Genomic DNA, 25,800 nt, shown 5'->3' with positions numbered 1-25,800 from the left:
CATGGTCACGCGTACGGCGATGAGAGGACTCAGGGCACGGCTGTCCACGTTGCTCCTTCCCGAGGGCATCGAGCGAGGCGCTTCGATTCTGCTTGCGGCTCGCGCCTTGCGCGGCATCTGCGACGGTTTTATCGCGGTGCTGCTGCCCGGCTATCTGCTGGCGCTCGGCTTTGGGCAACTGGCCGTCGGTCTCATCAGCACGACCACCTTGTTCGGGTCCGCCATCGCAACGGTGCTGGTGGGTTTCGCGGGCAATCGCTTTACGCAGCGCGGCCTGTTGCTGTTCGCGGCGGCGCTGATGATGGCGACAGGTCTTGCTTTCGCAGGCGTGTCTTCGCTATGGCCGCTACTCATGGTCGCGTTCGTCGGCACGCTGAACCCGAGTTCCGGCGACGTCAGCCTGTTTCTTCCGCTGGAGCATGCGAGGCTCGCCGAGTCCGCAACGGGAGACGCACGAACCGCCCTGTTCGCACGTTATAGCCTCGTCGGCGCGCTGTCCGCGGCAGTGGGCGCACTCGCGGCTGGCCTGCCCGAGTCGATCGCCGCAGGGTCGGCTGCTTCTCCGCTCACGGCGATACGGGCGATGTTCGTCCTCTATGCCATCGCGGGAGCCGTGATCTGGTTCCTCTACCGGCGCCTACCGGCGCGCCGGTCCAGGCCCGACACGCCGCGCGTGCCGCTGGGTCCCTCGCGGGGAATCGTCACGCGCCTTGCCCTCCTCTTCAGTGTCGATGCGTTTGCAGGCGGACTTCTCGTCAACTCGCTACTGACCTTGTGGTTGATCCAGCGGTTCGGACTGTCGCTTGCCGCGGCCGGCCAGTTCTTTTTCTGGGCGGGGCTGTTGAGCGCGGGCTCTCAACTTGCCGCCGCACCGTTGTCACGCCGGATCGGCCTGCTCAACACCATGGTGTTCACGCATATCCCTTCGAGCCTATGCCTGATTGGCGCAGCGTTTGCGCCATCGCTCACGCTGACCCTGGCGCTTCTGCTTGCACGCAGTGCGCTATCGCAGATGGATGTGCCCACGCGCAGCGCCTACGTGATGTCGGTGGTGACGCCCGGCGAGCGTCCCGCCGCGGCCAGCTTCACGGCGGTGCCGCGAAGCCTGGCAGCCGCGCTCGCGCCCACCCTCTCAGGGGCACTGCTGGGCCTTGGGTGGCTCGGCGCCCCGCTTGTCGTGTGCGGCGCGCTGAAGATCGCGTACGACCTGTCGCTGCTCGCCGCATTCCGTCACGTCAAGCTGGACGGAGGTTCATCATGACCGATCGCAACGGCATGGGTCGCCGCCGCTTTGCCTCGTTGTTTGCCTCGTTGTTTGCCTCGTTGTTTGCCTCGTTGTTTGCCTCGTTGTTCGCGGTGGTCTCGATGGCCGCGGTCGCGGCGCTTATCGTCCATGACAGCGCGGCGGCTCATGACAAGCCGGCGGCGACGGCGCTGCCGCTGACGCACGTCGCCGACATCCCGCTACCCGGCCGCGCCTCGCGCCTCGATTACGCGAGCTACGACCCGGCCCGGCACCTGCTCTTCATCGCGCACCTCGGCGACGGCGAAGTAATTGTCTTCGATACGCAGACCTCGCGTGTCGTCGGCCGTATCGGCAACATCGCCGCCGTGCACGGCGTTCTGGTGGTGCCCGAGGAGTCGCGCCTCTACGCGTCGGCAACGGGCACGAACGAGGTCGTCGCCATCGACGAGGCCACGCTGAAAATCACCGCGCGCATGCCGGGCGGCGTCTATCCGGACGGAATGGCCTATGCGCCGGAGAACCGGAAACTCTATGTGTCGGACGAGACCGGTGAAACTGAAACGGTGATCGATACCCGGTCCAATCGCCGCATCAACACGATCGCGTTGGGGGGCGAAGCCGGCAACACCCAATACGATGCCGCGTCCCGTCATATCTTCGTCAATGTTCAGACCCGACGGCAACTCGTCGAAATCGATCCGGCGAACGACGCGATCGTCGCTCGAATCGATCTGCCGGGCGCGCGAGGCAACCACGGCCTCCATATCGTTGCGCAATCGCACCTCGCCTTTATCGCGTGCGAAGGCAACGACAGATTACTGACGCTGAATCTGCTCACGAAACAGGTTGTCCAGTCATTCGAGGCCGGCGGCGATCCCGATGTGCTGGCGTTCGATCCAGGACCGGGCACGCTTTACGTTGCTGGCGAAGCCGGGATCGTATCGATGTTCGCCGTTGGCGCTTCAGCCGTGACGAAAATCGGCGAAGGTCGCATAGGGCCGAACGCGCATGTGGTCGGCGTCGATCCATCGACGCATCGCGTGTATTTCCCACTGAAGAACGTCGACGGGCATCCCGTACTGCGCATGATGGCGCCCCGTTGAGGTATTGCTTCGAAGGGAAGCGATGACAGGCTGCTCCTGATCCGCACCGGGGCATCCTGTGGTCGGCAGTTAATCGCGCTCACTTTCCGGCACCCGTCGCCGGCCCGCAAGTCAGCATCAACGCGCTCCCGTTGCCCGCTTCGGCACTTAGCATCGCGCGATGAAACTCGCGGTGATCGCATGACCATTCGGCGATGAAGTCCGCGGCACACGACGCATGGGGCGTGCGAGCGGGCCTGGCCTTCACCACGTAGCGGCATGTTTCGCGTTCGTTGCAGCGCCTCGCGAGATCGCGCGTGACGTTGCCCGTTGCCGCGCCGCAATTCGCGCCGTAGGTTGCCGATTCGACACGTATGTGCTGCGCCTGGCCGGCCTGTGCGGCGATGCCGAGCGCGGCCGCACTGACGATTGCAATGCGTCCAGGAATGTTCATGCTTGCCTCCGCATCGGGACGTTGCGTTCGACGGCGCTGCAATAATCGGCGCGCCAGGTCGCACTACCGTTACGCGCAAAAGGCAACGCCGGCGATGCCGACCCGGCGTTCGCGGGTCGCCGCCGTGCATGCGGTAAACGTTAGCGTGGATCGCGTATTCGCGGAAGCGCGAAGTAATCCATCCCTGCGGACCCCCGCGCGGAAACCCAAATTCAAATCCGGAACGGCGCATCGACACGCGACATCTAAGTTCATATCCGCGTCGCTGTTTCGTCATCGACGACACCAACCGACGCGACGTGTCGTTATCACCGGGAGAATTCGTATGAGCATCATCAAGATGGGATGGGTCGGCGCGCTGGTCTTGTCCAGCTTCGCTGCGTGGGCGCAAGGCGCCGGGCCAACGGACCCGCAAATCGCGGCGATCGTCGTCACCGCAAACCAGGTCGATATCGACGCCGGCAAGCTCGCGCAGTCGAAATCCAGCTCGAAAGACGTGAAGGCCTTCGGGCAACAGATGGTCACCGACCATGGCGGCGTCAACAAGGCGGCCGTCGACCTGGCGCACAAACTGAACGTCACACCGGAGGAGAACGCGACGAGCCGGAGCCTCAAGCAAGGCGGCGAGGACAATCTCGCGAACCTGAAGAAGCTCGACGGCGCGGCGTTCGACAAGGCGTATATCGATCACGAAGTCACCTATCATGAAAACGTACTCGATGCGCTCGACAAGACCTTGATTCCGAACGCACGGAATGGCGAACTGAAGGCGCTGCTCGTCAAGGTGCGGCCGGCCTTCGTCGCGCATCTGGACCATGCGAAGCACTTGCAGGCTTCGCTGGGCAAGAGCGGTGGCTAAGCGCATGAGTTGGCATGCCGCGAACTTGCGTCGGCGCGGCGGTCCACGCATCGGACCGGCCTGGCTCGCAGGCGCGTTGCTGGCAAGCGCCTGCTTCGCGGCGGCGGTCGATGCAAGCGCGTCGCCCAGGACTTATGTCGTCAGCATCGAAGGCATGCGCTTCGATCCGCCGATGCTGACGGTGCATCGCGGCGACAAGGTCGTCTGGACCAACCGCGATCCGTTTCCGCACACAGTGAGCGCAAGCTCCAATGCCTTCGATTCGCGGAGCATCGCTGCAAACGCATCGTGGACCCACGTCGTGCGCCGATCGGGCAGCTACCCTTACCTATGCCGCTTCCATCCCACGATGCAAGGCACGCTGACCGTGCAATGAAACGGCTGACTTCAGGAGCCATCATGACGAATCCCGCAGCGCGGACGGCGAACCAGGCAGACGACGACCCATCGATCGCCCGCCGCATCGCGGCAGGCGACCGGTCGGCGTTCGAACTGATGATGCGCCGATACAACCGGCGTCTGTTTCGCCTCGCGCGCGCCGTGTTGCCATGCGACGCCGATGCGGAGGACGCGCTCCAGGACGCGTATCTGTCCGCTTATCGGGCAATCGGACAGTTTCGCGGCGACGCCACGCTCTTCACATGGCTTTCGCGGCTCGTGCTCAACGAATGCTTCGGTCGGGTGCGCCGGCATGCGCGGCGTCAAAACATCATCCCGCTGGTGGACACGAACCCCGATACCGATACCGAGGCCGATGCGATGGCTGAGCACGATCACGATCCTTCCTATCATGCCGCGGCACGCGCCGAGGTCCGGGTTTTGCTGGAACGTAAACTGGACCGGTTGCCCGCCGCGTTTCGCATCGTATTCATGTTGCGTTCGGTCGAGGAAATGAGCGTCGAGGAAACCGCGTCGTGCCTCGATATTTCCGAGGCGACCGTGCGCAGCCGGCATTTTCGCGCGCGGAGCATGCTGCGCGAATCGCTCGCGCGCGACCTCGATCTGGCCGAGCGCGATCTCTTCGAATTCGGCGGCGGTCATTGCGACCGACTGGTTGCCGCGGTGCTGTCACGCCTGGAGAGCGGCGAGAGCGGCGAGAACGGCTGACCTTCGAGCCATGCCGTGCTCGTTGTCCTGCTCATTGCCCTGCTTTATCCGGCGTTGGATTGGGAGCTACATGATGGAACCCGCATTGGTATTGAAAACGGCAACGGTATTGCTCGCGCTGGGCGCGCTCGGCGGCCTGGTCATGGCCGGCATGCGTTTCGCCGGCCAGCCTCATCCGCCGGCATGGCTTGCCATGCTGCACGGCTCGGTCGCCGCCGCGGCGCTCACGCTGTTGATTTATGCGGCCGCCACGGTCGGATTGCCCGCGCTCGCGCTTGGCGCACTGATCCTTTTTCTGATCGCGGGCGCGGGCGGCGCAGTGCTGAATCTCCGCTATCACTGGAAGATGCTCGCGTTGCCCAAGTGGCTGATCGTGGTTCACGCGGGCGTCGCCGTGTTGGGATTCGCGCTATTGGTGATCGCGGCGTGGGCCGCGTCCGGCGCATAAGCGGCTCTGGATGCCTGCCGGAGCAAGTGCGCCGCTCGACCGCTGTGCGCGCCGGTTCAGAAAGAAAGTCAGCGCACGGGTTGACCGACAATCCGCGCCCATGCCGCCCGCAGGCGTCGCGCGCGGTCTTCGAAGAGATACGACGCGGCCAGCGCGAATAGCGCTGAAGCCACCCCCGTCAACACGTGCTCGACAATGGGAATGCGATAGTGACTCGCATGCGAATAGGCGTCGCCTAACGTCGTCAGAAAGCCGACGATCAGCGCATTGCTATATCGGTGCGTGAAGAATTTCGCCGCGGGCGTGAACGTCAGAAGTATGGCGAGGAGTCCGGTGAGCAGACCCGTCTGGAATGCGATGGTCCAATGAGCAAGGCTCATGACATTGCCCCAACTCCCCGGCATGCAGGTCATGCACGCACTGGTCGGCTGCCAGAAACGCTGAATAAACAGCCTGACGCGGCGCTTCCATTCGCTTGACATGATGTATCCCCGTCGAGCCTGCGCATCCATGCGGACATGCTGGAATACTACACCGCGATTGCCGCCGTCCAGACCCGGGCCGCCCGCCAATTGTCCGGCTCCAGATGCCATGCGCGGCAGGCGCTTCACGCCGATCAGCCGTGAGTAAAAACGCGGGCTTGAATAGCGGCTCTGCATTGTTTATCGGCTTCGCAATACTTTCGCAATACCTTCGCAATACCATTAATTTCAGCTTTTTTTTCGGTTTTTGTTCTTAACCGCGGAGGTAACATCGTCGCAGCCTGAAAAAGAGGGGCAACCCATGACGATGACCTTGAATCCGCCGGCGTCCGCGAAAATAAGCAAGTCGTTGAAAATAGACGCCATTCGATTCCTTGCGGCGTTCTGGGTCCTGATGTATCACTTTCGTCCGCCCCTCTTCAAGGAGCTTTTGCCGCATCGGCTCGCTTTTCTAGGCGGCGCGTTATGGTCGGGATCGACCGCGCTGTTTGCGGGTCCGGCAGCCGTCATCGTGTTCTTTGTCATTTCCGGCTATTGCATCCACAACGCGTATCAGAAGGATGTCACCCTCAAGCCGATCAACTATTACGCGTCCCGATTCGTCCGCATCGGATTACCGCTCGCGATCCTGCTATGCCTCGTTCAACCTTTGCCGACGGGGCAGAATTATCTCGAGTCCGTGTTGTGGTCGCTTTACTGCGAAATGGCGTATTACGCCGTTTATCCCATCTTGCGCCCGCACTTCCGCTACATCGGCGAAATGATCGTGGGCAGTGCAATGGCGGCCGCGGTCATGGTGACGGTGGTTCGCCTGTTCGGGCATCCCGCCTGTTACGGCTGCGTCTATGAGACGTATCGAATTCCGGGTACGGCTTTACTCTATGCATCGGGATGGATTTTCGGCTGCCTGATCGCGGAAACGCAGCGCAATGCGGAGCAGTTCCAGGTTCGCGGCGCGTATTCGCCGCTCACGATGATGATCAAGAACGGGCTTGATCGGACCACGCATTACCTGGCGAACTACCTGATTGCGCTCAGAGTGGCGATTGTCGTGGCCGGCGCGGCGATCATGATCCTGCTGTCCGAATCGAATCTCAAGCCAGCGATCGTGCCGTTGATTACGCCTGATATCACGCTTCCGCTATTTCAGTTTCTCGCGGCAATCTGGATCGCGACGGAAACCGCCACGCCTTCCAAAGCCGGCATCTGGTCCGCACTCGCGGCTTTCGGGGCGTGGTCGTATAGCCTTTATCTTTGCCATAAGATGGCGCTCGCATTGCTGGAAATGAGCGGCTTCGACGGCACGTCACGATTCGCGTGGTTCGTACAGGTGCCATTGGCATTCGCCATCAGTTACGCGTTCTACCGGATGATCGAAAGGCCCTCGCATACGGTTTCGCAACGGCTGCGCAAATACACGCCGAATTCGCCGGCCGCGCCCGTGGCCTGAGCCTCCGAGCCGAGCTTCGACACCGCTACGTCTGCCCCAGCGTCCGATACAACTCGTTCGCGCGATTCAGATGCGCGCGCATCGCTTCGGCCGCTCCGTCGCCGTCGCGTCTGGCGATCGCGTCGACGATTCGCTGATGCTCCGACAGCGTCAACTCCTCCGCGCCGGGCGCGCGCACGAGCGGCCGGTAGTACTCGCCCGCCCAGCGAAACAGCGATTCGACAATCGACGGGAAAATCGGATTGCCGCTGATCAACGCGATCTCGCGGTGAAACGCCATATCGCGCTCGATGAACTCCTCCAGATTGACCATCGAGGCACGATGCCGCGCCACGCTGAGTTGCAGACGCGCCACGTCTTCCTCGGTCGCGCGCTCCGCCGCCATGCGCGCAGTGCCGGTTTCGAGAAAAACCCGCGCCTCTTTCAGATGAGCCAGCATGTCGGGATGACTGCGCAGCAGGTGCATCGCGCCGCCGGCGATCTGCGCGATCAACCGGTCGGCCGTGGGCACGACGACTCGCGCGCGCTCGCCGTGCACGATCTCGACAATGCCGGAGCGCTCCAACGTTTGCAGTGCCTCGCGAATGGCGGGCCGGCCCACGCCATAAATTTCCATCAACTCCCGCTCCGATGGAAGCTGCGCGCCGGGCGCAATTTCGCCCGAACGGATTCGTTCCATGAGCCGGTCGACAACTTCCTGATACAGCTTTCGGCGCTGAATGATCTCAGCCATGACATGTCCGCGTAAAACCAAGTGGTGTAATGACCTTACCACGGACACGCCGCCCGATGGAAGGGCGCGAGGACAGCGCGAAGCATGATCCGGCGAGACCGGCAGCCTGCGACGCAACCGCTCTCTCGCTCGACACGCGCCCGAACGTTATGTCGCCGACACGCGCCCTTCCTTCACCGCGCCGAAGAACGCCGCATCGCCGATCTGTCCGCCTTTCAGCACGATTTGCAGACCATCGCGCCGCGGCTCGGCGGACCATGCGCGGCACAGCGGCGCGCCAGGCGCGAGCCCTGCCACGACGCTCAGCGCATCGATACCCAGCGCGCTCGCCACTTCGCCGGAACTGTCGCCGCCCGCGACCACCACGCGCGTCAGCGCGACGCTATCGAGCAAGCGCCGCATCACCTCGGCCAAGGCACGCCCGACCTTGCGCGCCGCATCGTGCCGAGACAGTCCCGCGGCGCACGCAATGGCGTCGAAGCCGCTTACCGCCGGATCGTCCGGTCCTTCGGCGCTATGCACGATCACGCTGACGCCGCGACTCAACGCCTGCGTGGCCGCCATCACGACGCGTTCGATCTCGGCGGCGCCGTCGCGCGAATCGAGCGCCCTCGGCAAATCGAGGCGCTCGGTGTGAAAACCGTGCGCGCGCGCCCAGCCGATTTGCGCGGCCGTCACCGGCGAGCAACTGCCGCTCACTGCCGCAATCGCCTGCACGGGATCGGCGACCGGTAGCGACGGCGTCGGCGGCAACAATCCACACGCGCGCCAGTGCGCCGCCAGCGCGTATTGCAGACCCGACGACGACGCCGTGAATATCCCGCCGCCACGCTGCTCCCAAACCAGACGCCCTGCCGCGGCCAGGGTCGCTTCGTCGAGCACGTCGATCAGGACAACCGGCGTGTCGGGCGCGCTCAGCGCTCGCACCCGCGACGCGACATCGGCGCCGCGCAGTTGAAGCATGTCGATCAGTTCGATGCGCCGCGCCGTTTGCCTCGCGAGATGCAGGCGAAGATCGGCCTCGTTCATCGGCGTGACGGGATGCCGCGACATGGTCGGATGCCGGTCGAGCCGGTAGCCGACGCCATCCACGGCGGCGAACAGGTTGCCGAACATCTGATAACGCTTCAGGCGCGGCGCGCCGATCACCATCGGCGACCAGTGGCCGGGGCTATGCTTGACGCCGATGTCGATCGCGCGGCCGATCGACCCGACTTCGGCGGACGAATCGAAGGTCGAGCACACCTTGTATTGCAAAATCGGCGCGCCGAGCGCGGCGAGGCTTGCAAAGGCATCCGCAAGCTCGTCGTCGATCCATGCGCTCGAACGTCCACGCGACGAACCCGCCATGCCCACGCAGCGCACTTCGGGAAAACGCGCCAGCAACTCGCGCGTCGGCTTTTGCAGACACAGCACGGTCGGCACGCCGGCGGCTTGCATGGCTTCCATCGCGTCCGTCGAGCCGGTGAAGTCGTCGCCGTAATAGGCGAGCAGCAGCCCCGCGGGCCACGCTGTCGCGTTCGTCGCGTTCGTCGCGTTCATCGCGTTCGTCGCGTTCGTCGCGTTCGTCGCGTTCGTCGCGTTCGTCGCGTTCGTCGCGTTCGTCGCGTTCGTCGCGTTCGTCGCGTTCGTCGCGTTCGTCGCATTCGTCGCGTTCGTCGCGTTCGTCGCGTTCGTCGCGTTCGTCGCGTTCGTCGCGTTCGTCGCATTCGTCGCGTTCGTCGCGTTCGTCGCGTTCGTCGCGTTCGTCGCGTTCGTCGCGTTCGTCGCATTCGTCGCGTTCGTCGCGTTCGTCGCGCTCATCGGCTCGGTCCCGTTCATTTCCAGAACTCCAGCGCGGCGTTCAATGCCGGATGCCTCGAAGCATGCTGCCTGAGCGGCACGCCTTCGATCGCCGCGACCCACGCCTCGCGCAACGCCTCGACGCCCGCCGCCACGCCGCCCGGATGACCGAAGATGCCGCCGCCCGCCGTATGAATCAGATCCGCGCAGCCGATCGCGGCGTAGGTGTCCGCGGCCTGCAAGCCGGTCTGCCCCGAACTGAACACCGGCATCGCGGACATCGGCGCTTCGGGCATCACCGGCGCGAGCACCGCGCGCGCGGCGGCGATCACGCTGTCGTCGGGCTCGCTGAACTTGTTGCGCAGTCCGTTCACATGCAGATGATCGGCGCCCGCAAGACGCCAGATCATTTGCCACGGCGCGTAGTCCCAACCCAATTCGGCGCAGCGCGACAGATAACCCCAGCCGGCGCGATGCGCGTGAATCGGCAACTGCGCGTGTCGCCGCAATTCATGCATGCCGACCAGACCGATCGAGTTGAGCACCGCCATCACGCAGGTGCCGCCCTCCGCCAGCACGAGATCGTGACGACGACGCATCTGATCGAGATCGCCCGTCAGGTTGAACGCGACCATCGCCTTCTTGCCGGTGCGATCCGCTTCCGCGTTGACCACGCGCATCACGGCCCGCACCCGTTCGTCGAACGGACAATGCGGACCGTCGGCCTGCAATTCATCGTCCTTGATGAAGTCGATGCCGCCCACGACGAGTTCACGCACCTGCTGCGCCGTCTGCTCCGGCGACAAGCCGACGCTCGGTTTGATGATCGTGCCGATCAACGGACCGTGCGTGACCCCGCTCAGCCGCCGCGTGCCTTCGATACCGAACGCGGGCCCCGGATACGCGGAGGCGAACGACGGCGGCAATGTCAGCCCGGTCAGGCGCAAACCCGACACCTGCCGCAGTTCGAACAGATTGCCCGCGATGGTCGACAGCAGATTCGGCAAGGACGCACCGAGGTTTTCGATCGGCCACGACAGTTCGAGCGTGCAACGCGTATAGCGCTCCGACACGATTCCGCCGGCGAGGCTCGGCCGGCCGACCGTCTCCAACACCGTCAAACGTTCGACGCGCGCGCCCGAGCGCGCCTTCAGTTCGGGCGTTTCGTTGGGCAACGCGACAAACGTGCCGCTCGACTGCTCACCCGCGATCACGTCGGCGGCGCGTTGCGGATCGTCGCCGGTTTCGAGCCAGTAAGTGGCGTGGATGCGTTCGCTCACGATATCAATCCCTGTTTGGCAATCGGCAAGAAGGCACACGTTTTCATGTCAGGTGATCCGGCGAATGCTCTCGGCGATTTCCGCGCGGTCGAACACGTTCTTCCAGTCGTCGCGCATCAGCCGCGGCTTGCCGAATTCGATCGCCTTGTTGCACGCATCGGAGAACGCGCCGGGAATTTCGTTGAAGATCACCGCGCTCAGGATGTTCATGTGCCCGAGCAGAAAATCGCGCGCGGCCTCTTTCGGCACGCCCCGTTTCACGGTCTCGTCCATCGCTTCGCGCATCACGTACAGCAGCGTCGCGCAAATCGTTTCCGACAGGCCGGGTTCGAGCAGCGCCATCTGGTCGACGCTCAAACGATACGAGCGCAGGATCGGCGCGTAGATCACCTTGGCCACGTCTTCACCGAGGTCGAACGCTTCTTCCGGGCCTTGCATCAGCGCGCTGGTGATCGACTGCTTCGCGTATGCGCCGCCGAAGAAATCGCGCCGCGCCTTCGGATCGGCTTCGTCGTTGAAAATCAGCGGATGACACGGATGCGCGACGAAATACGTGAGGTCGTCGCGCTTGGGCAGGTGGCCGGCGAACGGCGCGGCGGCGTCCAGCGTCATCACCATCGTGCCGGCCGGCAGCTTCGGCGCGATCTCGTGACTGAGCTTGCCGATCAGCGTGTCGGGCACCGCGAGGATCACCACCTGAGCGCCGTCGAGCGCGGCATCGGTCGACACGCAGTCGACGTTCAGTTCTTCCTTGAGGCGCTTTTGCCCCGCCTCGCTCACCTCGACGTGCGCGACGCGGTAGTCGGACTTCAGCAGATTGCTGGTGAGGCGAAAGCCCATCTTTCCGCCGGCGCCGAACAGTGCGATCTTTTCTTTCATGGTGCGAACTCCTTGCATGGATTCATTGAAAAATTGGTGGCGATCAGCTCGAATGCGATTGCGGCTCGAGCGTGACGGGCGCGATGCCGTCGCCGGGTTTAGGCAGGCGCGCGCTGCTGCAGAACGCGAAGGCAAGCCCTGCGCTCATCAGCATCAGCACGCCGACCACGAACATCGGCGCGTGATACGAGCCGGTCGCATCCTTGACGGCGCCGGTGACATACGGCGCCATGAAGCCGGCCAGATTGCCGATGGTGTTGATCAGCGCGATACCGGCCGCAGCGGCGGCGCCCGAGAGAAAACGCGCGGGCAGCGCCCAGAAATTCGGCAGCGCGGAAAAGATCGCGCACGCGGTGACGGTGATCACGGCGACGGTCGCGGCGGGCGATTGCATGTACAGCGCGACGGGAATGCTCGCCGCGCCGATCAGTGCGGGCACGCCGATGTGCCACGCGCGCACGCCGTGCTTCGTCGCGTTGCGGCTCCACAGATACAGCGCGAGCGCGGCGGGCAGATACGGAATCGCGGTGATCAAACCCTTCTGGAACACGTTGAAGTGCGTGCCGAACTGGCCTTCGAAGCCGCCGATGATCGTCGGCAGGAAAAAGGCGAGCGCGTAGAGTCCATAGATCAGGCCGAAGTACATCAGCGCGAACATCCACACGCGGCCGCTTCTGAATGCGGCTCGCGCATGCAACGAATGCTGTGTCGACGCATTGGCGCGGGCCCGTTCTTCCGCTTCGAGTTCGGCGGTGAGCCAGGTTTTCTCGGCGGCGGTCAGCCAGCGCGCCTGCGAGGGCCGGTCGGCGAGATAGAACCACGCCACCACGCCGACCACGATTGCGGGCACCGCAACGCCGAAGAACATCACGCGCCAGCCGGCCAGCCCGAAGAGGCCATGCGCCTCGATCAGCAACGCGGCCACGGGTGCGCCGATCACGATCGTCAGCGGCTGTGCGAGATAGAACAGCGCGAGAATATGGCTGCGATAGCGCGACGGCACCCACATGCTGAGGAACAGAATCGCGCCCGGAAAAAAGCCCGCCTCCGTCACGCCGAGCAGAAAGCGCAGCGTGTACAGGCCGGGAATGCTGCTAACCCACGTGAACAGCAACGCGACGATGCCCCACGACACCATGATGCGAGCGAGCCAACGACGCGCGCCGAACTTGTGCAACGCGAGATTGCTCGGAATCTCCAGCACGATGTAGCCGATGAAGAACACGCCGGCCGCGAGACCGAATTGCGCGGCGCTCAGCGCGAGGTCCTTCGTCATGCCGTTCGGGCCGGCAAACGAGATTGCCGTGCGGTCGAGAAAATTGATGAAAAACATCAGCGCGACGAACGGCACGAGGCGGATCGACACCTTGCGGATAGCCGATCGTTCGATGGGGTCCACGGTTACGGTTTGCATCTCACATCTCCTATCGGTCGCGGGCGGCAGGCATGGGCTGCCCGAAAGGTGTCGGCCCGGAAGCTATCTGCATGCAGGCGAAGGGTTTGAGCGACAACACGCTGTCGCTCACGAGGCTCAGACGGTCCACTGGAATTCGCCCGTCTTGCGCCGCGTCGAACGACGCTTCGTCGAGCGTGGATAGGCTCATGTCAGCCGCCACGCTGCCGCCGCTGAACGTCAAGCACACCGTGCGTTGATCCGCCGTGAGGTTGGCGACGATCAGGCGCATGCGTCCCTGCGCATCCCGCGCGCCGAAACACGCGACCTCACGAGGACTCGCCGCGCGGCATGGCAAGCGGGTCGCTCCGGCCATCCGCGCCATCGCGGCGGCGACATGAAACATCGGATAGCGCGCTGGAGCGGACGCGGCATCCACCAGGCCGCGCGGCCCCGTCAGCGCGCCGAGGGTCAGGCATTCGAGCGCCGCGCCTTCGAGCGCCGTTGCGTAACCGGCCAGCCACGCCGCGCCGAACAGACCGCGCTGACGCGGGTCGTCGCCGGCCATCGCCACGCGCTCGCCGCGCGGATTCGGCATCACGCGCGAACCGTACGGGTTCTGCCGCATGCCGATCGAGACCGGGCCGATCGCATACGGCTGCGCGCCAATCAGCGCGCGACAGGAACGCGTGATGTGCGGAATCGCTTCGAGCGTTTGCATGACGCTGCGGTCGTCGGCTGCGTGAACGATGGGACAGGTTGCATGCGTGACCCAATCGACCCGTTCCAGCGGCGGGCGCTTGCGATTGAGTTCCGTGAAGTAGCTCAGCATGCCGCCGCCTAGACGCAAGCCGGGAAACGCGCGGCGTGCCGCGCGGTAAACCTCGTCGAGCGGCGGGCACGGCGGGCTGATGCTCCCCGGCGGGTTCGACTGCCGGTGCACGGACGGACTAACGACAATGCCTGTCAACTCGAGTCCGGCTTCCTGAATCCGCGCCGCGATCCATTGCAATTCCTCTTCAGGCGCGGCCACGCCGGGCAGCGCGCATTCGAGCACCGCGGGGATTGCGGCGCGGCGTTGCAGTTGCGCGAACCCCGCGAGTTCGGCGACACCGTGACCGGCGACGGGATCGAAGTGCAGCGTCAGGCGCTGCGGCGCGAGTTCGGCCAGCAATGACAGATTGGCAAGCGTCCTGTCGATCTCGTCGGGCGCTATCGCCACGCCGAGTTTGGGCATCGGCTCGTCGATGCCGCGCAAGTCGATCAGGATTTCGCCGTGGCGTGGCGACAGCGCCGCTACCGCGTTCAATTGGGGCGGCGCACCGTCGACCTCGACACGTATCGACTGCTCGCTCGTCGAGCCCTTTTCGATCGTATAGGGCCACGGCAGTTCGAGCGGGCGCGAGTAGGTCTTGAACGATGCATCCGACCAGTTGCGTTGGTCCTCCATCTCGAACACGTCGCCGGTGAAAGCGCAGCGCACCGTTGCGCCGGACGCAAGCGCATTTTCGATCGCGCGGATGTGCTTGAACGGTTGCCACGGATCGATCGACGCGGGGAACGACGATGTCTCGATCGTGCCGTCGTCGTGCGTGACGCGCGCCGCCGCGCCCGCGATGCCCTCGATCGGATGCAGAACCACGAAGCCGCAGCGCGCCGCGAGAAAGTCCGTTTGCGCGGTGGCCCGGGCGCTGCATTCGAACGCAGCGTCGGCGTCGCATGCAATCAGGACCGTGTAGGTCAGTACATGGCCTTCGGGATTGACACAGCGCGCGGCGTACGAGACACGGAAGCCCCGCGCATGCGAGTCGATTTCGACGTCGCGAATCTCCGGCCGGCAAGTGCCCCAATCCCGATCGCGCACGAGCCAGCTAATCGCACGAACGACTTCGGTGCCGCCGTGGCGAATCTCGCGCAACGCGCCGTCGATGAAAAGCGCCGACCACGGGCCGGCCGTCAGCGTCTGCGCTGTTGGCTCGATCTGCGAGGTGCCGTAGTAAATATTCGCAAGCGTGCGATCACGGCTATTCATCGCGGCACCGCATCGGAGGAACTGAACGTGAGCGCATGCGCTGCCTCGTCGAGCGAATTCAACGCGACCGTTCGGCCTTCACGCGCGGAAAGGTATGCAGCTTCGACGAGCGCAAGCGTCTTCAGATTGTCGCGGCCGCTCGTTTGCGGTTCGCCTCCGTTGCGAAGGCACGCGATCCAGTGACGCTGAATGTTCAGCACGCTGCCCTGAATCGCCTCCCACGGCGCGCTCGCCCAGGCCAACGGCGGCGGCGCCGCCGTTTCGGTGCGCGTGCCGTCGCGGTTGTGAATGTCCAGCCGGTAGTCCGCCGACAGGCGCAGCGTGCCGTCCGCGCCATCCACTTCGATCAAGGTCTGCGGAAACAGCTCGCGCGCCTGGCGCGACGCGTAGCTGCAATCCACCACGCTCGTCACGCCGCTTTCGTGTGTGAGCAGCATGGTCGCGACGTCTTCACCGGCAATCGCCGGGTTCACGCGCGCGGTCGCCGCGGTGAGACGCGTTGCATCGCCGAACAGAAAGCGCGCGATGTCGAGAATATGAATGCCCAGGTCTTCCACGATGAAGCGTTCGTTTCGCGCGAGATACGGTTGCCCGCTGAATACGTCGAACGCTGAACGAAACGACACCCGGCCCCAGAACGGCGCGCCGATCGCACCGTCGCGCAGCGCGCGGCCCACGGCCTGAATCGCCGGCTGCCAGCGAAAATTTTCGTGGACCATCAGCGGCACGCTAGCGCGCTCGCATGCGGCGACCATCGCGCGGGCATCGGCGAGCGTCAATGCGAACGGCTTCTGGCAGATCGCCGCGACGCCCGCTTGCGCAGCCAACTCGACCAGCGAACGATGACTCGGCGCGGTCGTCGCGATGTCGACGAAATCCAGTTGCTCGGCGCTAAGCATCGCCGCGGAGTCCGTGTATAGACGCTCGATGCCGAACGCTTGTCCTGCCGTGTTCAGCCGCTCGCTATCGGCATCGCACAGCGCGACGATCTCCGCGCCGTCGATGTCCCGCCATGCGTGCAAATGATTGCGCGAGAAGAAGCCGCATCCGATCACCGCACCTTTGAAGCGCTTCGCCGTTTTGTTCATTGCGTCCGTTGCATTCATCGCTCACGCTCCCGTCGCCGCCTGCTTCTGCAACGCGAAGCGCTGCTGCACCCGCCGCTGGATCTGATCGACCACCACCGCCGCGACGATCACCACCCCCTTGATGACGGTCTGCCAGAACGAGCTGACGCCCATCATCACGAGCCCGTCGGACAAAATGCCGATCACGAACGCGCCGATAATCGTGCCGCCGATCCTGCCGCGCCCGCCCGACATCGACGTGCCGCCCAGCACGGCCGCGGCGATCGCGTTGAGCTCGAACGTCTCGCCGCTCAACGGATGCGACGCGACCAGTTCCGACGAAATGATCAGCCCGACAATCGCCGCGCAAAAACCCGAGAACATATAGACGAACATCTTCACGCGATTCACGCGCACGCCGGAAAGTTGGGCCGCGCGCTCGTTGCTGCCGATCGCGTAGATCTGCCGCCCGAGCGGCGTGCGTGCCGCGAGATAGGCCGCGAATGCGCCGACCACGACGAGCAGCCAGATCGTGAGAGGCATGCCGAGAAGGGATGAACTGCCGAGAAGCGGAAAGCCGGTGGTGCCGTAATCGGGGTTGCCGGTCAGGTTGGGGAACGTCTCGCCGCCCGACGACAACAAGGCCGCGCCGCGCGCGATATACAGCGTGCCGAGCGTGGCGATGAACGGCGCAACGTTCAGCCGCGTAATCAGCAAGCCGTTCACCGCACCGACCGCGACGCCCGACAACAGCGCGACGCCGATCACCTCGGGCACGCTCAGATAGAGCGTGTAGCTGCTGCCGAGCGGAATGCCGTTGAGAATCAGCCCGCCCGCGATCATTCCCGACAGGCCGACGATCGAGCCGACCGACAGATCGATGCCGCCCGCCACGATGACGAAGGTCATGCCGATCGCGAGAAACGCGTTCAGCGCTACGTGACGCGACATGATCAGCAGATTCTCGATGCTCAGAAAGTTGTGCGCCGCGAACGAAAAGAAAATGACGACGGCAAAGAGCGCGATGAACGTGCGCAGCTTGAGCAGCAGTAAAAGCGGCGCTTCACCGAGGGTCGCGCCGGGCGCGGCGCTTTTGATCGCTACGGTCATGAAAAGGTCTCCAATCGTTCGGTCGGGCCTGCGTGTCTGGTTTGCATCATCTGCGTCACAATTCGCGTCATGCAGCGGCCAGTTGTCCGCTTGCATGCGCGTCGACGCGGTGTCCAATCGCCGATGCCGCGACGAGCGCATCCTGGGTGGCTTCGCTTGCATCGAATTCGGCCGTGATGCGCCCGTTCGACATCACCAGAATGCGATCGGACAGCGCCATCACTTCTTCGAGGTCGGACGTGACGAACAGAATGCCGAGCCCCTTCACGGCGAGATCGCGCATCACCTTGAAGATGTCCGCCTTCGCACCCACGTCGATGCCGCGGCTCGGCTCGTCCATCAGCAAGACCTTGGGCGCCGTCATCAACGCGCGTGCGATGACGACCTTTTGCTGATTGCCGCCGGAGAGCGAACTGACCGGCAGATGCCAGTCGGCCACCTTGATCGCCAGATCGCGGATGAAACGCGTGACGGCGTTGTGCTCGCGCTGCCGCTCGATGTGAAATCCCCGCGCAAAATCGGCGAGGCTCGACAGCGTCATGTTGCTGCCGATCGACAGGATCGGCAGCAACGCATCGGCCTTGCGGTCCTCGGGAATCAGCGCGAGACCCTGCGCCACGCGCCTGGCTATCGGCTTGCCGTTCAGCGGCTTGCCGGCGAGCACGACATCGCCCGTTGCATGCGGATGACAGCCGAGAATGCATTCGAAGAGTTCGGAGCGCCCCGCCCCCATCAGCCCGTAAATGCCGACGATCTCGCCCGTGTGCAGCGACAGCGAGACGTGATCCACGAGCAGGCCGGCTCCCTTGCGCGGCAGCGATACGTCATGCACGCGCAGCACTTCGGCGCCGCGTTCGTGTCCGATGGGGCGCGAAAAATCCTTCGTCTCGCGGCCGACCATCTGCCGCACGATCCACGGCACGTCCACCTCGTTCATCGGTTGATGACCGGTAATGCGGCCATCGCGCAACACGGTGATGTAGTCGCCGATACGGATCAGCTCTTCGAGCCGGTGCGAGATATAAACAATCGCGACGCCATGCGATTTCAGATCGGCGATCACCTGAAACAGCACCTCGACCTCGGCCGCGCTCAACGCCGAGGTCGGCTCGTCAAGAATCAGAATGCGCGCGTCGTGCGCGAGCGCCTTGGCGATTTCGACGAGCTGCTGCTGACCGATGCGCAGATCCTCGACCAGCGTGTCGGGGCTCACGTCGAGTTCGAGGCGCTCGAGCAGTTCGCTCACTTTGCGGCGCTGCGCGCCGGCGTCGATGTCGATGCCCGCACGCGTGATTTCGTGCGCAATGAAGACGTTCTCCGCGATCGACAGATTCGGGAACAGGTTGAGTTCCTGAAACACGATGCCGATGCCGTGACGCAGCGCATCCGAACTGCTCGCGAGTTCGATCGGCTGGCCGTCGAGAAGCAAGCGCCCCGTGCTGGGTTGCTCCGCGCCGGCAATGATCTTCATCATGGTCGACTTGCCCGCGCCGTTTTCTCCGACGAGCACGTTGACCGCGCCGCGCCGCACGCTGAAGCTCGCTTCCTTCAATGCGACCGTGCCCGGATACACCTTCGTCACCGCCTCGACCTGAAGGATCACGTCGTTGTCCACGGCGGCCGCGCTCATGGCTTGCTCCCGAGCGCGAGGGCGAGCGGCACCACTTCCGGCTGCTCGCTCGCGCCGTCGTAGGAGAACGCGCCGGTGACCGTGATCGGCTGCCCTTTCAGGTCGGCGCGCGGCAACGGCTTCATCACATGCGCCGCCGCGTAGGCATTGAGCGCGGTGCCGAACCGCGCGTATTCGATCTGGTTGCGAAAATCCGCGAACGAGACGAAGTCGAGCGAATCGCGCAGCGTCGTACCCAGCACCGTCGGGCCGATATCGACGATCACATCGGCCTTGCCGTCGCCGTCCGTATCGACGCCGACGGTGCCCTGACTCGAATCCGTATCGACCGACACGATGGTGCCTTGCACCCTGGTCGGGAAATTCCAGGGCGCGCTATCGTCCTTGCCCCGGTAGCCATATTTTTTGCCGGCCGCGTCGGGGTCGGCCTTGATCGCGTCGAGCAGCACCTTGATATCGGTCGCGCGCTTCTCGACGCTCGGCACCACTTTCGTGCTCCACATGGAGGCCACCATCGCGTTCGGATCGTAGCCCGCCGACGCGTAGGCATCGCGCGGCGCCTTCGACGCCTGGGCATCGTGCTTGACGAGTTTGCAGCCGGACAGCGCACCGCCCGCGACCAGCAGAATGGCCGCGTATACAGAAGCTCTCATGGGTGTCCTCATTCCACGCCGGAGGAAAACCGGGGGACGTGTCGCCCCCGGCAACAGGCTTTAGCGCAGCGCGAACATGTCGAGCTTGCCGGCGTTCGCCTTGGTAATCAGCGAGCAGTTGATCAACTGCTTTTCGGGCTTGCCGGTCGAACCGGTCTTCATGTATTTGTCGGCCTGCTCGACGGCTTCCGTCGCCGCCTGCGCCGCGGGTTGCAGCACCGTCGCGCGGATGTCGTTGCGCATGATCGCGTCGCGCACGTCGTTGCTGCCGTCGAAGCCGACCACGATCACGTCGCTGCGTTTGGCCGCCTTCAATGCCGCCGAGGCGCCCATCGCCATCGTATCGTTGCCCGCGATCACGCCTTTGATATCCGGGTGGCTCTGCAAGATGGTCTCCATCACGCGATACGCCTCGGTCTGACTCCAGTTCGCCGACTGCCGCTCGACCATCTTCATGTTCGGGAACTGGTCGATCACATCGTGATAGCCCTTCGAGCGGATGCCCGCGTTGATGTCGGCTTCACGTCCGACGAGTTCGACGTAGTTGCCCTTCTCGCCGAGCGCCTTGACGAACGCGCGGCCGCCGAGCTGCGCGCCCTGGTAGTTGTTCGACACGATTTGCGACACCGCGATACCCGTCGCGTTGATTTCGCGGTCGATCAGGAAAGACGGAATGCCCGCGGCCTTCGCCTTGCGCACCGCCGCGATCGACGCCTCTGAACCGGCGTTGTCGAGAATGATCGCCTTCGCGCCGCGGGCGATCGCGGTGTCGATGAGATTGGACTGCTTGTTGGCGTCGTCGTCGTGCACCAGCACGATCGTGTCGTAGCCGAGCGCCTTGGCGCGCGCGTTGGCGGTGTCCGCTTCGGCCTTGAAAAATGGATTGTCGTGCGAGGGGGTAATGATCGCGATCAGGTTGGCCGCGTGTGCGGCGCCCGTCGCGGTGAAGAGCGTAATCGCGGCAGCGGCGAGCGCGACCCAGCGTTTTGAGGCCTTCATCGTCTGTCTCCTTTTATGAACGTCTGTGCACTGCAAAACCAGTCGCGGACGATGCGTTCTTATCTTTTTCGCGCTCGTCACTTATGCCGTCATGAGGTCATCATACCAGCTAGATTTGCCGTTGGAATGATGATCTCGCCAGGGGTTTTCGCCAGGATTTGCAGGGCTTGGAGGGAATGCCGGATCGGGCCGCGGACGTCCCGGTATGCCGGTGTTTACCCGCTAAACATGCGCGAAGGCTTGCATCTCTTCGTCGGCGCGACTAAAAATGTAAGCGCTATCATTTGTGAACTTGCTCGGAAGTAGCCTACTTAATGCAAAAACAAAGCTGCAATCGACGGCCAAATGTAAGCGCTACCGGTTTGTGCCTGGCCACCGTGCGCGCGCACCCGACACCCAGGCAACTTCTCCCGCCCGGCAACGCATCGGCGCGGTCCGCCCTACTTCAACCGAAGACATGAAACGGAGACAAACGGTCATGAGCACACCCCCGAGCCTCGAGCAGGCGCCGCCGACAATCCGCCGCGCGCAGATCGTGGCGCTCACGCTGCTGATGGTGAGCGGCATCGTCAACTATCTGGACCGTGGCACGCTCGCGGTCGCCAATCCGCTGATCCGGCACGACCTCGGTCTCTCGCTCGGACAGATGGGGCTGCTGCTCTCCGCGTTCTCGTGGAGCTATGCGCTGTTCCAGTTGCCGGTGGGCGGCCTCGTCGACCGGATCGGACCGCGCAAGCTGCTCGGCATCGGGCTGATCGTCTGGTCGCTCGCGCAGGCGGCCGGCGGCTTCGTCTCGACCTTCGGCTGGTTCATCCTCGCGCGGATCGCGCTCGGCATCGGCGAGGCGCCGCAGTTTCCGTCGGCGGCACGCGTGGTCAGCAACTGGTTTCCGCTGCGCGCGCGCGGCAAGCCGACCGGCATCTTCAACTCGGCGTCGCCGCTCGGCACGGCGCTCGCGCCGCTCTGCCTGTCGCTCCTCGTGGTGCATCTGAACTGGCGTTGGGCCTTCATCGTGACGGGCGTGGCGGGTCTGATCGTGGCGGCCGTATGGCTCGCGGTGTATCGCGACCCGGTCAAGGCCACCATGACCGAAGCCGAACGCCACTACCTCGAAGGCGACGACGCGGACCTCGAACCGGCGCCCGCGCTCACGTTCGCCGACTGGCGCTCGTTGTTCTCGCACGGCACCACGTGGGGCATGCTGATCGGCTTCTTCGGCTCGGTGTATCTGAACTGGGTGTACCTCACATGGCTGCCGGGCTATCTGACGATGGAGCGCCACATGAGCCTGATGCATACGGGCGTCGCGGCATCCATACCGTTTTTCTGCGGCTTTCTGGGCGCGCTCACGGCCGGCTGGTTTTCCGATCTCATCACGAGCCGCAGCGCGAGCCCGGTCGCGAGCCGCCGCAATGCGGTGGTGATCGCGATGCTCGGCATGGTCGCGTTCACGATTCCGGCGGCGCTCGTGCAGAGCAACACCATCGCGATCGTGTGCATCTCGGTGGTGATCTTCCTCGCGAACGCGGCCTCCGCGAGTTCCTGGGCGCTCGCCACCGCCGCCGCGCCGCCCAACCGCGTCGGCTCGCTCGGCGCGATCCAGAATTTCGGCGGCTTTCTGGGCGGTGCGCTCGCGCCGATCCTGACCGGCTACATCGCGCAGACCTGGTCGTTCGTGCCCGCCCTGCTGACCGCCGCCGGCATCGCGTTTATCGGCGCGATGAGCTATCTGCTGTTCGTGCGCAAGCCGATCGAGGACCAGCCCGCTGCCGGCGAAGCCGTGCAAGCGCCTGCGTGAACGCGCCTGCCGCTGCCGCTGCCGCTGTCGTTGCCGCTGTCGTTGCCGCTGTCGTTGCCGCTGTCGTTGCCGCTGTCGTTGCCGAATAACCGAATTCTTTACTGGAGATCAACAGCATGACCAACACCAAGCAAACCACCGCTTCAGTCGAAGGCATCGTCCCCGTGATGCTGACGCCGTTCGACGACGCCGGCGCAATCGACTACGCCGGGCTCGAACGTCTGATCGAGTGGTATATCGCGCACGGCTCGGACGCGCTGTTCGCCGTCGCGCAGTCGAGCGAGATGCAGTTTCTGACGCTCGCGGAACGCGGCGCGCTGGGACGCTTCGTCGTCGAGAAAGTCGCGGGCCGCATTCCTGTCGTGGTGTCCGGCCACATCAGCGACGACCCCGACGCGCAGGCCGAGGAACTGAGCGTCGCCGCGTCGACCGGCGCGCAAGGCGTCGTGCTCGTGACGAACCGGCTCGATCCCGATCGCGAGGGAACCCACGCGTTCGCCGCGAACCTCGAACGGCTCCTCGCGCGCCTGCCGTCCGATATGCCGCTCGGTCTGTACGAATGTCCGGCGCCGTATCGGCGTCTGCTTTCCGACGACGAGTTGAAGATGTGCATCGACACCGGCCGCTTCATCATGCTGAAGGACGTGAGCTGCGATCTCGCGACCGTGAAGCGCCGCGTCGCGCTCGCGCAGGGTTCGCCGCTGAAGATCCTGAACGCGAACGCGGCCATCGCATGGGACGCGATGAAGGCGGGCTCCGCGGGTTTCAACGGCGTCTTCACGAACTTTCATCCCGATCTGTACAACTGGCTGCGCAACGATGCGGCGCGAGACCCGGCGCTCGCGGAGGAACTCGCAACGTTTCTCGTACTCGCCGCCGTATCCGAATCGCTCGGCTATCCCGCGCTCGCGAAGATGTACCACCAGCGCATCGGCACCTTCGATTCGATTCGCTGCCGCGTGATCGACTACGACGTGCGCGAACGCTTCTGGGCACTCGATGCGGTGCTCGACAAGATCGTCGCCGGCACCGAGCATTTCCGTCAGCGGATCGCGGCGCTCAACGAGGGCGAGGTTCGTGGGCTCTAGCCGGCGGAGGTTGCGCAGCACCACTCGGCGTTCCCGGCCACGCTCGCGCACACGCGGCGGTAAGATAGCGCGCGCGCCGACTCACCGTTTTCGATAATCCGATGCCCGACTCCCTCGACTCCCCGACCACCGCCCGCACCCAGACGAACCGCGCCCGCCGCAATACCGGCCGCACGGTGCTGTCCGACGTCGCGAAGCTCGCGGGCGTATCGACGGCGACCGTATCGCGGGTCTACAACGAGCCGGACAAAGTGTCGGCGAACGTGCGCGAACGCGTCGAGCAAGCCGCGCTCGCGCTGAACTGGTTCCCGAACGCGGCGGGCCGCGCGCTTGCGTCCACGCGCAGCCACATTGCCGGCATCATCATTCCGACGCTGGACGATCAGGTGTTCGCCTCGCAGGTGAGCGGCATGCAGGCCGCGTTCGCCGCGCGCGGCATCACGCTCGTGCTCGGCTGCTCGAACTACGATCCCGCGCAGGCGCTCGTGCAGGTGCGCGCGATGCTCGCGCGCGGCGTGGAGGCGATGGCGGTGGTGGGCGAGGCGCATCCGCCGGAACTGTTCGATGCGTTGCGCCTCTACCGCGTGCCGTATGCGGTCACGTATGCGTATCGCGGGGACAGCCCGCACACCTGCATCGGCTTCGACAATCACGCGGCCTACGTGGAGATCGCCGAACATCTGATCGGCCTCGGGCACCGCTCGTTCGCGGTCTGCATTCAGCCCACGCGCGACAACGATCGCGTGCAGGCGCGCGTCGCGGGCATTCGCGCGACGCTCGAACGCCACGGCCTCGCGGTGCGGCCGGAGCACATGCTCGAAGGCGAATCGACGATCGGTTTTGGGCGGCGCTGTCTGCGCGCGATCTGGCAAGCGCCCGGCGAACGCCCGAGCGCGATCATCTGCGGCAACGATCACATCGCGATCGGCGTGCTGCGCGAAGCGGAGGACCTGGGCATCGCAATTCCCGATGAATTGTCCGTGACCGGCTTCGACGATCTGGAGATCGCGAAAGAACTGCGCCCCGCGCTTACGACCATGCGTGTCGATACCTACGAGATCGGGCGGCTCACCGCGCAACATCTGCTCGACGTGCTCGACGGCAAGCATCCGCGACACGAACACGCCGGACATGAGGTGCATGCCGAATTGCAGCTCAGGCAGTCGACGGGACCGTGCAGGAGGTAGCCGCGATGCTTCACTGTCTCTGCGCGCCGCCTCTCACACCTGCGGCTCCAGCCGCTTCCTGATCACCTCGATCAACGCGCGGACCTTGGCCGTCGGGTAACGGGTGGGCGGAAACACCGCATGGATGCCCTTCGGCCTGCCGACCCACGCAGGCAGCAGACGAACCAGCCCGCCCGCCGCCACATCCGCCGTGATGGAAAAGTCGGTCAGCAAGCCAAAGCCGCCGCCCGCGAGCGTCGCCGCGCGCGCGGCATCGGCCGTATTCACCAGCAGCGCGTTCTCGCAACGCACGCTTTGCCTCGCGCCGTTCGCGCGCTGCAAATCGAGTGTCAACGGATGCGGCAGCACGGAAAGTGCGACGTGAGGCAAGGCCGCGAGCGCGGCCGGCGTTTTCGGCTTGCCCCATTTCTCGATGAAGGCGGGACTGGCGACGACCCATTTGACGAACCCGCCGATCTTCACCGCCCGGTAGCCCGAATCCGCCAATTGCCCCAGACGGATGGCGACGTCGATGCCCTCCGCGATCAGATCGACGTAATGGTCGCTGCACACGAGTTCGATGTCGAGTTGCGGATACGCCGCGCGCATCTCGACCAGCGCGGGCGTCACCACCAATGACCCGTAATCGATCGGCGCGCTCACGCGCAAGGTGCCGCGCAGCGGCGCCGATTCGCCCGACACGGCCGACAGCGCTTCCTCCGCCGCCTGCAGGATCTTGCAGCTCGCATCGTAGAACGCGCGCCCGCTCTCGGTCACGCTGAGCCGCCTCGTCGTGCGGATCAGCAGGCCCGCGCCGATCTCGCGTTCGAGCCGCTGTATATGCGTGCTGACCATCGTCTTCGTGAGCCCGAGACGCGCCGCGGCCGCGGTCAAGGAACCCGCCTCGACCACCGCGACGAAAACCGCCAGCCGGTTCAGATTGACATCTCTTAGATCCGCCATGTCGCCGATTGTCCATCTTCGATTGATTATGTTTCCCAGCTTAGCAGTCTTCTGCCCGACGCCGCATGCGGCTAAGCTTGCCTCATTCCCGCCGAACGC

At 64.5% G+C, this 25,800-nt stretch carries 24 protein-coding genes; 10 read left to right on the top strand and 14 right to left on the bottom strand.

The features are described from left to right. Position 1 precedes the first annotated feature (1 nt). Positions 2-1,261: an MFS transporter gene (locus CUJ90_RS28775; protein WP_244220055.1), complete on the top strand. Its 1,260-nt coding sequence runs from the start codon at positions 2-4 to the stop codon at positions 1,259-1,261. A 104-nt stretch (positions 1,262-1,365) separates the two neighbouring features. After that, positions 1,366-2,349 (top strand): YncE family protein, encoded by a 984-nt coding sequence (locus tag CUJ90_RS28770; protein WP_208645298.1) that lies wholly within the window; start codon positions 1,366-1,368, stop codon positions 2,347-2,349. Between the two features lie 79 nt (positions 2,350-2,428). Here CUJ90_RS28770 and CUJ90_RS28765 read toward each other — a convergent pair whose 3' ends face one another. After that, entirely contained in the window at positions 2,429-2,782 is a 354-nt protein-coding gene (locus CUJ90_RS28765) for a hypothetical protein (protein WP_114164395.1), read from the bottom strand. A gap of 325 nt (positions 2,783-3,107) precedes the next feature. On the opposite strand from CUJ90_RS28765, the gene CUJ90_RS28760 reads away from it, so the two are divergent. The 4 genes from CUJ90_RS28760 to CUJ90_RS28745 all read left to right on the top strand — a co-directional run bounded on the left by CUJ90_RS28760 (position 3,108) and on the right by CUJ90_RS28745 (position 5,196). Further along, positions 3,108-3,641, top strand: coding sequence for a DUF4142 domain-containing protein (locus tag CUJ90_RS28760; RefSeq protein WP_114164394.1), 534 nt, complete (start codon positions 3,108-3,110; stop codon positions 3,639-3,641). Between the two features lie 4 nt (positions 3,642-3,645). Further along, positions 3,646-4,017 (top strand): cupredoxin domain-containing protein, encoded by a 372-nt coding sequence (locus CUJ90_RS28755; RefSeq protein WP_114164393.1) that lies wholly within the window; start codon positions 3,646-3,648, stop codon positions 4,015-4,017. Positions 4,018-4,040: 23 nt separating this feature from the next. Beyond that, positions 4,041-4,748, top strand: a complete 708-nt coding sequence (locus tag CUJ90_RS28750; protein WP_114164392.1) for an RNA polymerase sigma factor — start codon at positions 4,041-4,043, stop codon at positions 4,746-4,748. 70 nt (positions 4,749-4,818) lie between these two features. Further along, a complete protein-coding gene (locus tag CUJ90_RS28745) occupies positions 4,819-5,196 on the top strand; it encodes a hypothetical protein (protein ID WP_227470424.1) in 378 nt (125 codons plus the stop codon). 68 nt (positions 5,197-5,264) lie between these two features. Here CUJ90_RS28745 and CUJ90_RS28740 read toward each other — a convergent pair whose 3' ends face one another. After that, positions 5,265-5,678 (bottom strand): hypothetical protein, encoded by a 414-nt coding sequence (locus CUJ90_RS28740; RefSeq protein WP_114164391.1) that lies wholly within the window; start codon positions 5,676-5,678, stop codon positions 5,265-5,267. Between the two features lie 247 nt (positions 5,679-5,925). Between CUJ90_RS28740 and CUJ90_RS28735 the strand changes: the two genes are divergently transcribed. Next, on the top strand, positions 5,926-7,128 hold the full coding sequence (locus tag CUJ90_RS28735; protein WP_244220054.1) for an acyltransferase family protein: 1,203 nt from the start codon (positions 5,926-5,928) through the stop codon (positions 7,126-7,128). Positions 7,129-7,153: 25 nt separating this feature from the next. Here CUJ90_RS28735 and CUJ90_RS28730 read toward each other — a convergent pair whose 3' ends face one another. The 11 genes from CUJ90_RS28730 to CUJ90_RS28670 all read right to left on the bottom strand — a co-directional run bounded on the left by CUJ90_RS28730 (position 7,154) and on the right by CUJ90_RS28670 (position 20,686). Continuing rightward, complete coding sequence (locus CUJ90_RS28730) at positions 7,154-7,861, bottom strand: transcriptional regulator NanR (protein WP_114164389.1); 708 nt, start codon at positions 7,859-7,861, stop codon at positions 7,154-7,156. A gap of 147 nt (positions 7,862-8,008) precedes the next feature. Next, the gene (gene oiaK / locus CUJ90_RS28725; RefSeq protein ID WP_114164723.1) at positions 8,009-9,403 is read right to left on the bottom strand and encodes a 3-oxo-isoapionate kinase OiaK; all 1,395 of its coding nucleotides are present in this window, start codon (positions 9,401-9,403) and stop codon (positions 8,009-8,011) included. A 275-nt stretch (positions 9,404-9,678) separates the two neighbouring features. Then, positions 9,679-10,923 (bottom strand): ribulose-bisphosphate carboxylase large subunit family protein, encoded by a 1,245-nt coding sequence (locus CUJ90_RS28710; protein WP_114164388.1) that lies wholly within the window; start codon positions 10,921-10,923, stop codon positions 9,679-9,681. A 48-nt stretch (positions 10,924-10,971) separates the two neighbouring features. Then, positions 10,972-11,802 carry a phosphogluconate dehydrogenase C-terminal domain-containing protein gene (locus CUJ90_RS28705; RefSeq protein WP_073429209.1) on the bottom strand — a complete coding sequence of 277 codons (831 nt, stop codon included), beginning with the start codon at positions 11,800-11,802 and terminating at the stop codon, positions 10,972-10,974. Between the two features lie 43 nt (positions 11,803-11,845). Further along, entirely contained in the window at positions 11,846-13,216 is a 1,371-nt protein-coding gene (locus tag CUJ90_RS28700; protein WP_114164387.1) for an MFS transporter, read from the bottom strand. Between the two features lie 10 nt (positions 13,217-13,226). Next, on the bottom strand, positions 13,227-15,227 hold the full coding sequence (gene apnL, locus CUJ90_RS28695) for a D-apionate lactonase (RefSeq protein ID WP_114164386.1): 2,001 nt from the start codon (positions 15,225-15,227) through the stop codon (positions 13,227-13,229). After that, positions 15,224-16,333 (bottom strand): Gfo/Idh/MocA family protein, encoded by a 1,110-nt coding sequence (locus CUJ90_RS28690; RefSeq protein ID WP_114164385.1) that lies wholly within the window; start codon positions 16,331-16,333, stop codon positions 15,224-15,226. Before CUJ90_RS28690 ends, apnL begins: the two co-directional genes overlap by 4 nt. 3 nt (positions 16,334-16,336) lie before the next feature. Further along, on the bottom strand, positions 16,337-17,404 hold the full coding sequence (locus tag CUJ90_RS28685; protein ID WP_083082903.1) for an ABC transporter permease: 1,068 nt from the start codon (positions 17,402-17,404) through the stop codon (positions 16,337-16,339). Positions 17,405-17,471: 67 nt separating this feature from the next. After that, a complete protein-coding gene (locus tag CUJ90_RS28680; RefSeq protein ID WP_073429213.1) occupies positions 17,472-19,034 on the bottom strand; it encodes a sugar ABC transporter ATP-binding protein in 1,563 nt (520 codons plus the stop codon). After that, positions 19,031-19,687: a DUF2291 family protein gene (locus CUJ90_RS28675; protein ID WP_073429214.1), complete on the bottom strand. Its 657-nt coding sequence runs from the start codon at positions 19,685-19,687 to the stop codon at positions 19,031-19,033. Before CUJ90_RS28675 ends, CUJ90_RS28680 begins: the two co-directional genes overlap by 4 nt. 60 nt (positions 19,688-19,747) lie before the next feature. After that, on the bottom strand, positions 19,748-20,686 hold the full coding sequence (locus CUJ90_RS28670; RefSeq protein WP_073429215.1) for a D-ribose ABC transporter substrate-binding protein: 939 nt from the start codon (positions 20,684-20,686) through the stop codon (positions 19,748-19,750). A gap of 478 nt (positions 20,687-21,164) precedes the next feature. Between CUJ90_RS28670 and CUJ90_RS28665 the strand changes: the two genes are divergently transcribed. The 3 genes from CUJ90_RS28665 to CUJ90_RS28655 all read left to right on the top strand — a co-directional run bounded on the left by CUJ90_RS28665 (position 21,165) and on the right by CUJ90_RS28655 (position 24,759). Then, positions 21,165-22,484, top strand: coding sequence for an MFS transporter (locus CUJ90_RS28665; protein ID WP_073429216.1), 1,320 nt, complete (start codon positions 21,165-21,167; stop codon positions 22,482-22,484). Between the two features lie 116 nt (positions 22,485-22,600). Further along, a complete protein-coding gene (locus CUJ90_RS28660) occupies positions 22,601-23,572 on the top strand; it encodes a dihydrodipicolinate synthase family protein (RefSeq protein WP_114164384.1) in 972 nt (323 codons plus the stop codon). Positions 23,573-23,673: 101 nt separating this feature from the next. Further along, on the top strand, positions 23,674-24,759 hold the full coding sequence (locus CUJ90_RS28655; protein WP_176035793.1) for a LacI family DNA-binding transcriptional regulator: 1,086 nt from the start codon (positions 23,674-23,676) through the stop codon (positions 24,757-24,759). A 33-nt stretch (positions 24,760-24,792) separates the two neighbouring features. Here CUJ90_RS28655 and CUJ90_RS28650 read toward each other — a convergent pair whose 3' ends face one another. Further along, entirely contained in the window at positions 24,793-25,701 is a 909-nt protein-coding gene (locus CUJ90_RS28650) for a LysR family transcriptional regulator (RefSeq protein WP_073429218.1), read from the bottom strand. Between the last annotated feature and the right edge of the window lie 99 nt (positions 25,702-25,800).

The sequence above is a fragment of the Paraburkholderia terricola genome, assembly GCF_003330825.1.
Lineage (GTDB): Bacteria > Pseudomonadota > Gammaproteobacteria > Burkholderiales > Burkholderiaceae > Paraburkholderia > Paraburkholderia terricola.
This window is presented reverse-complemented; position numbering and strand designations above follow the sequence as displayed.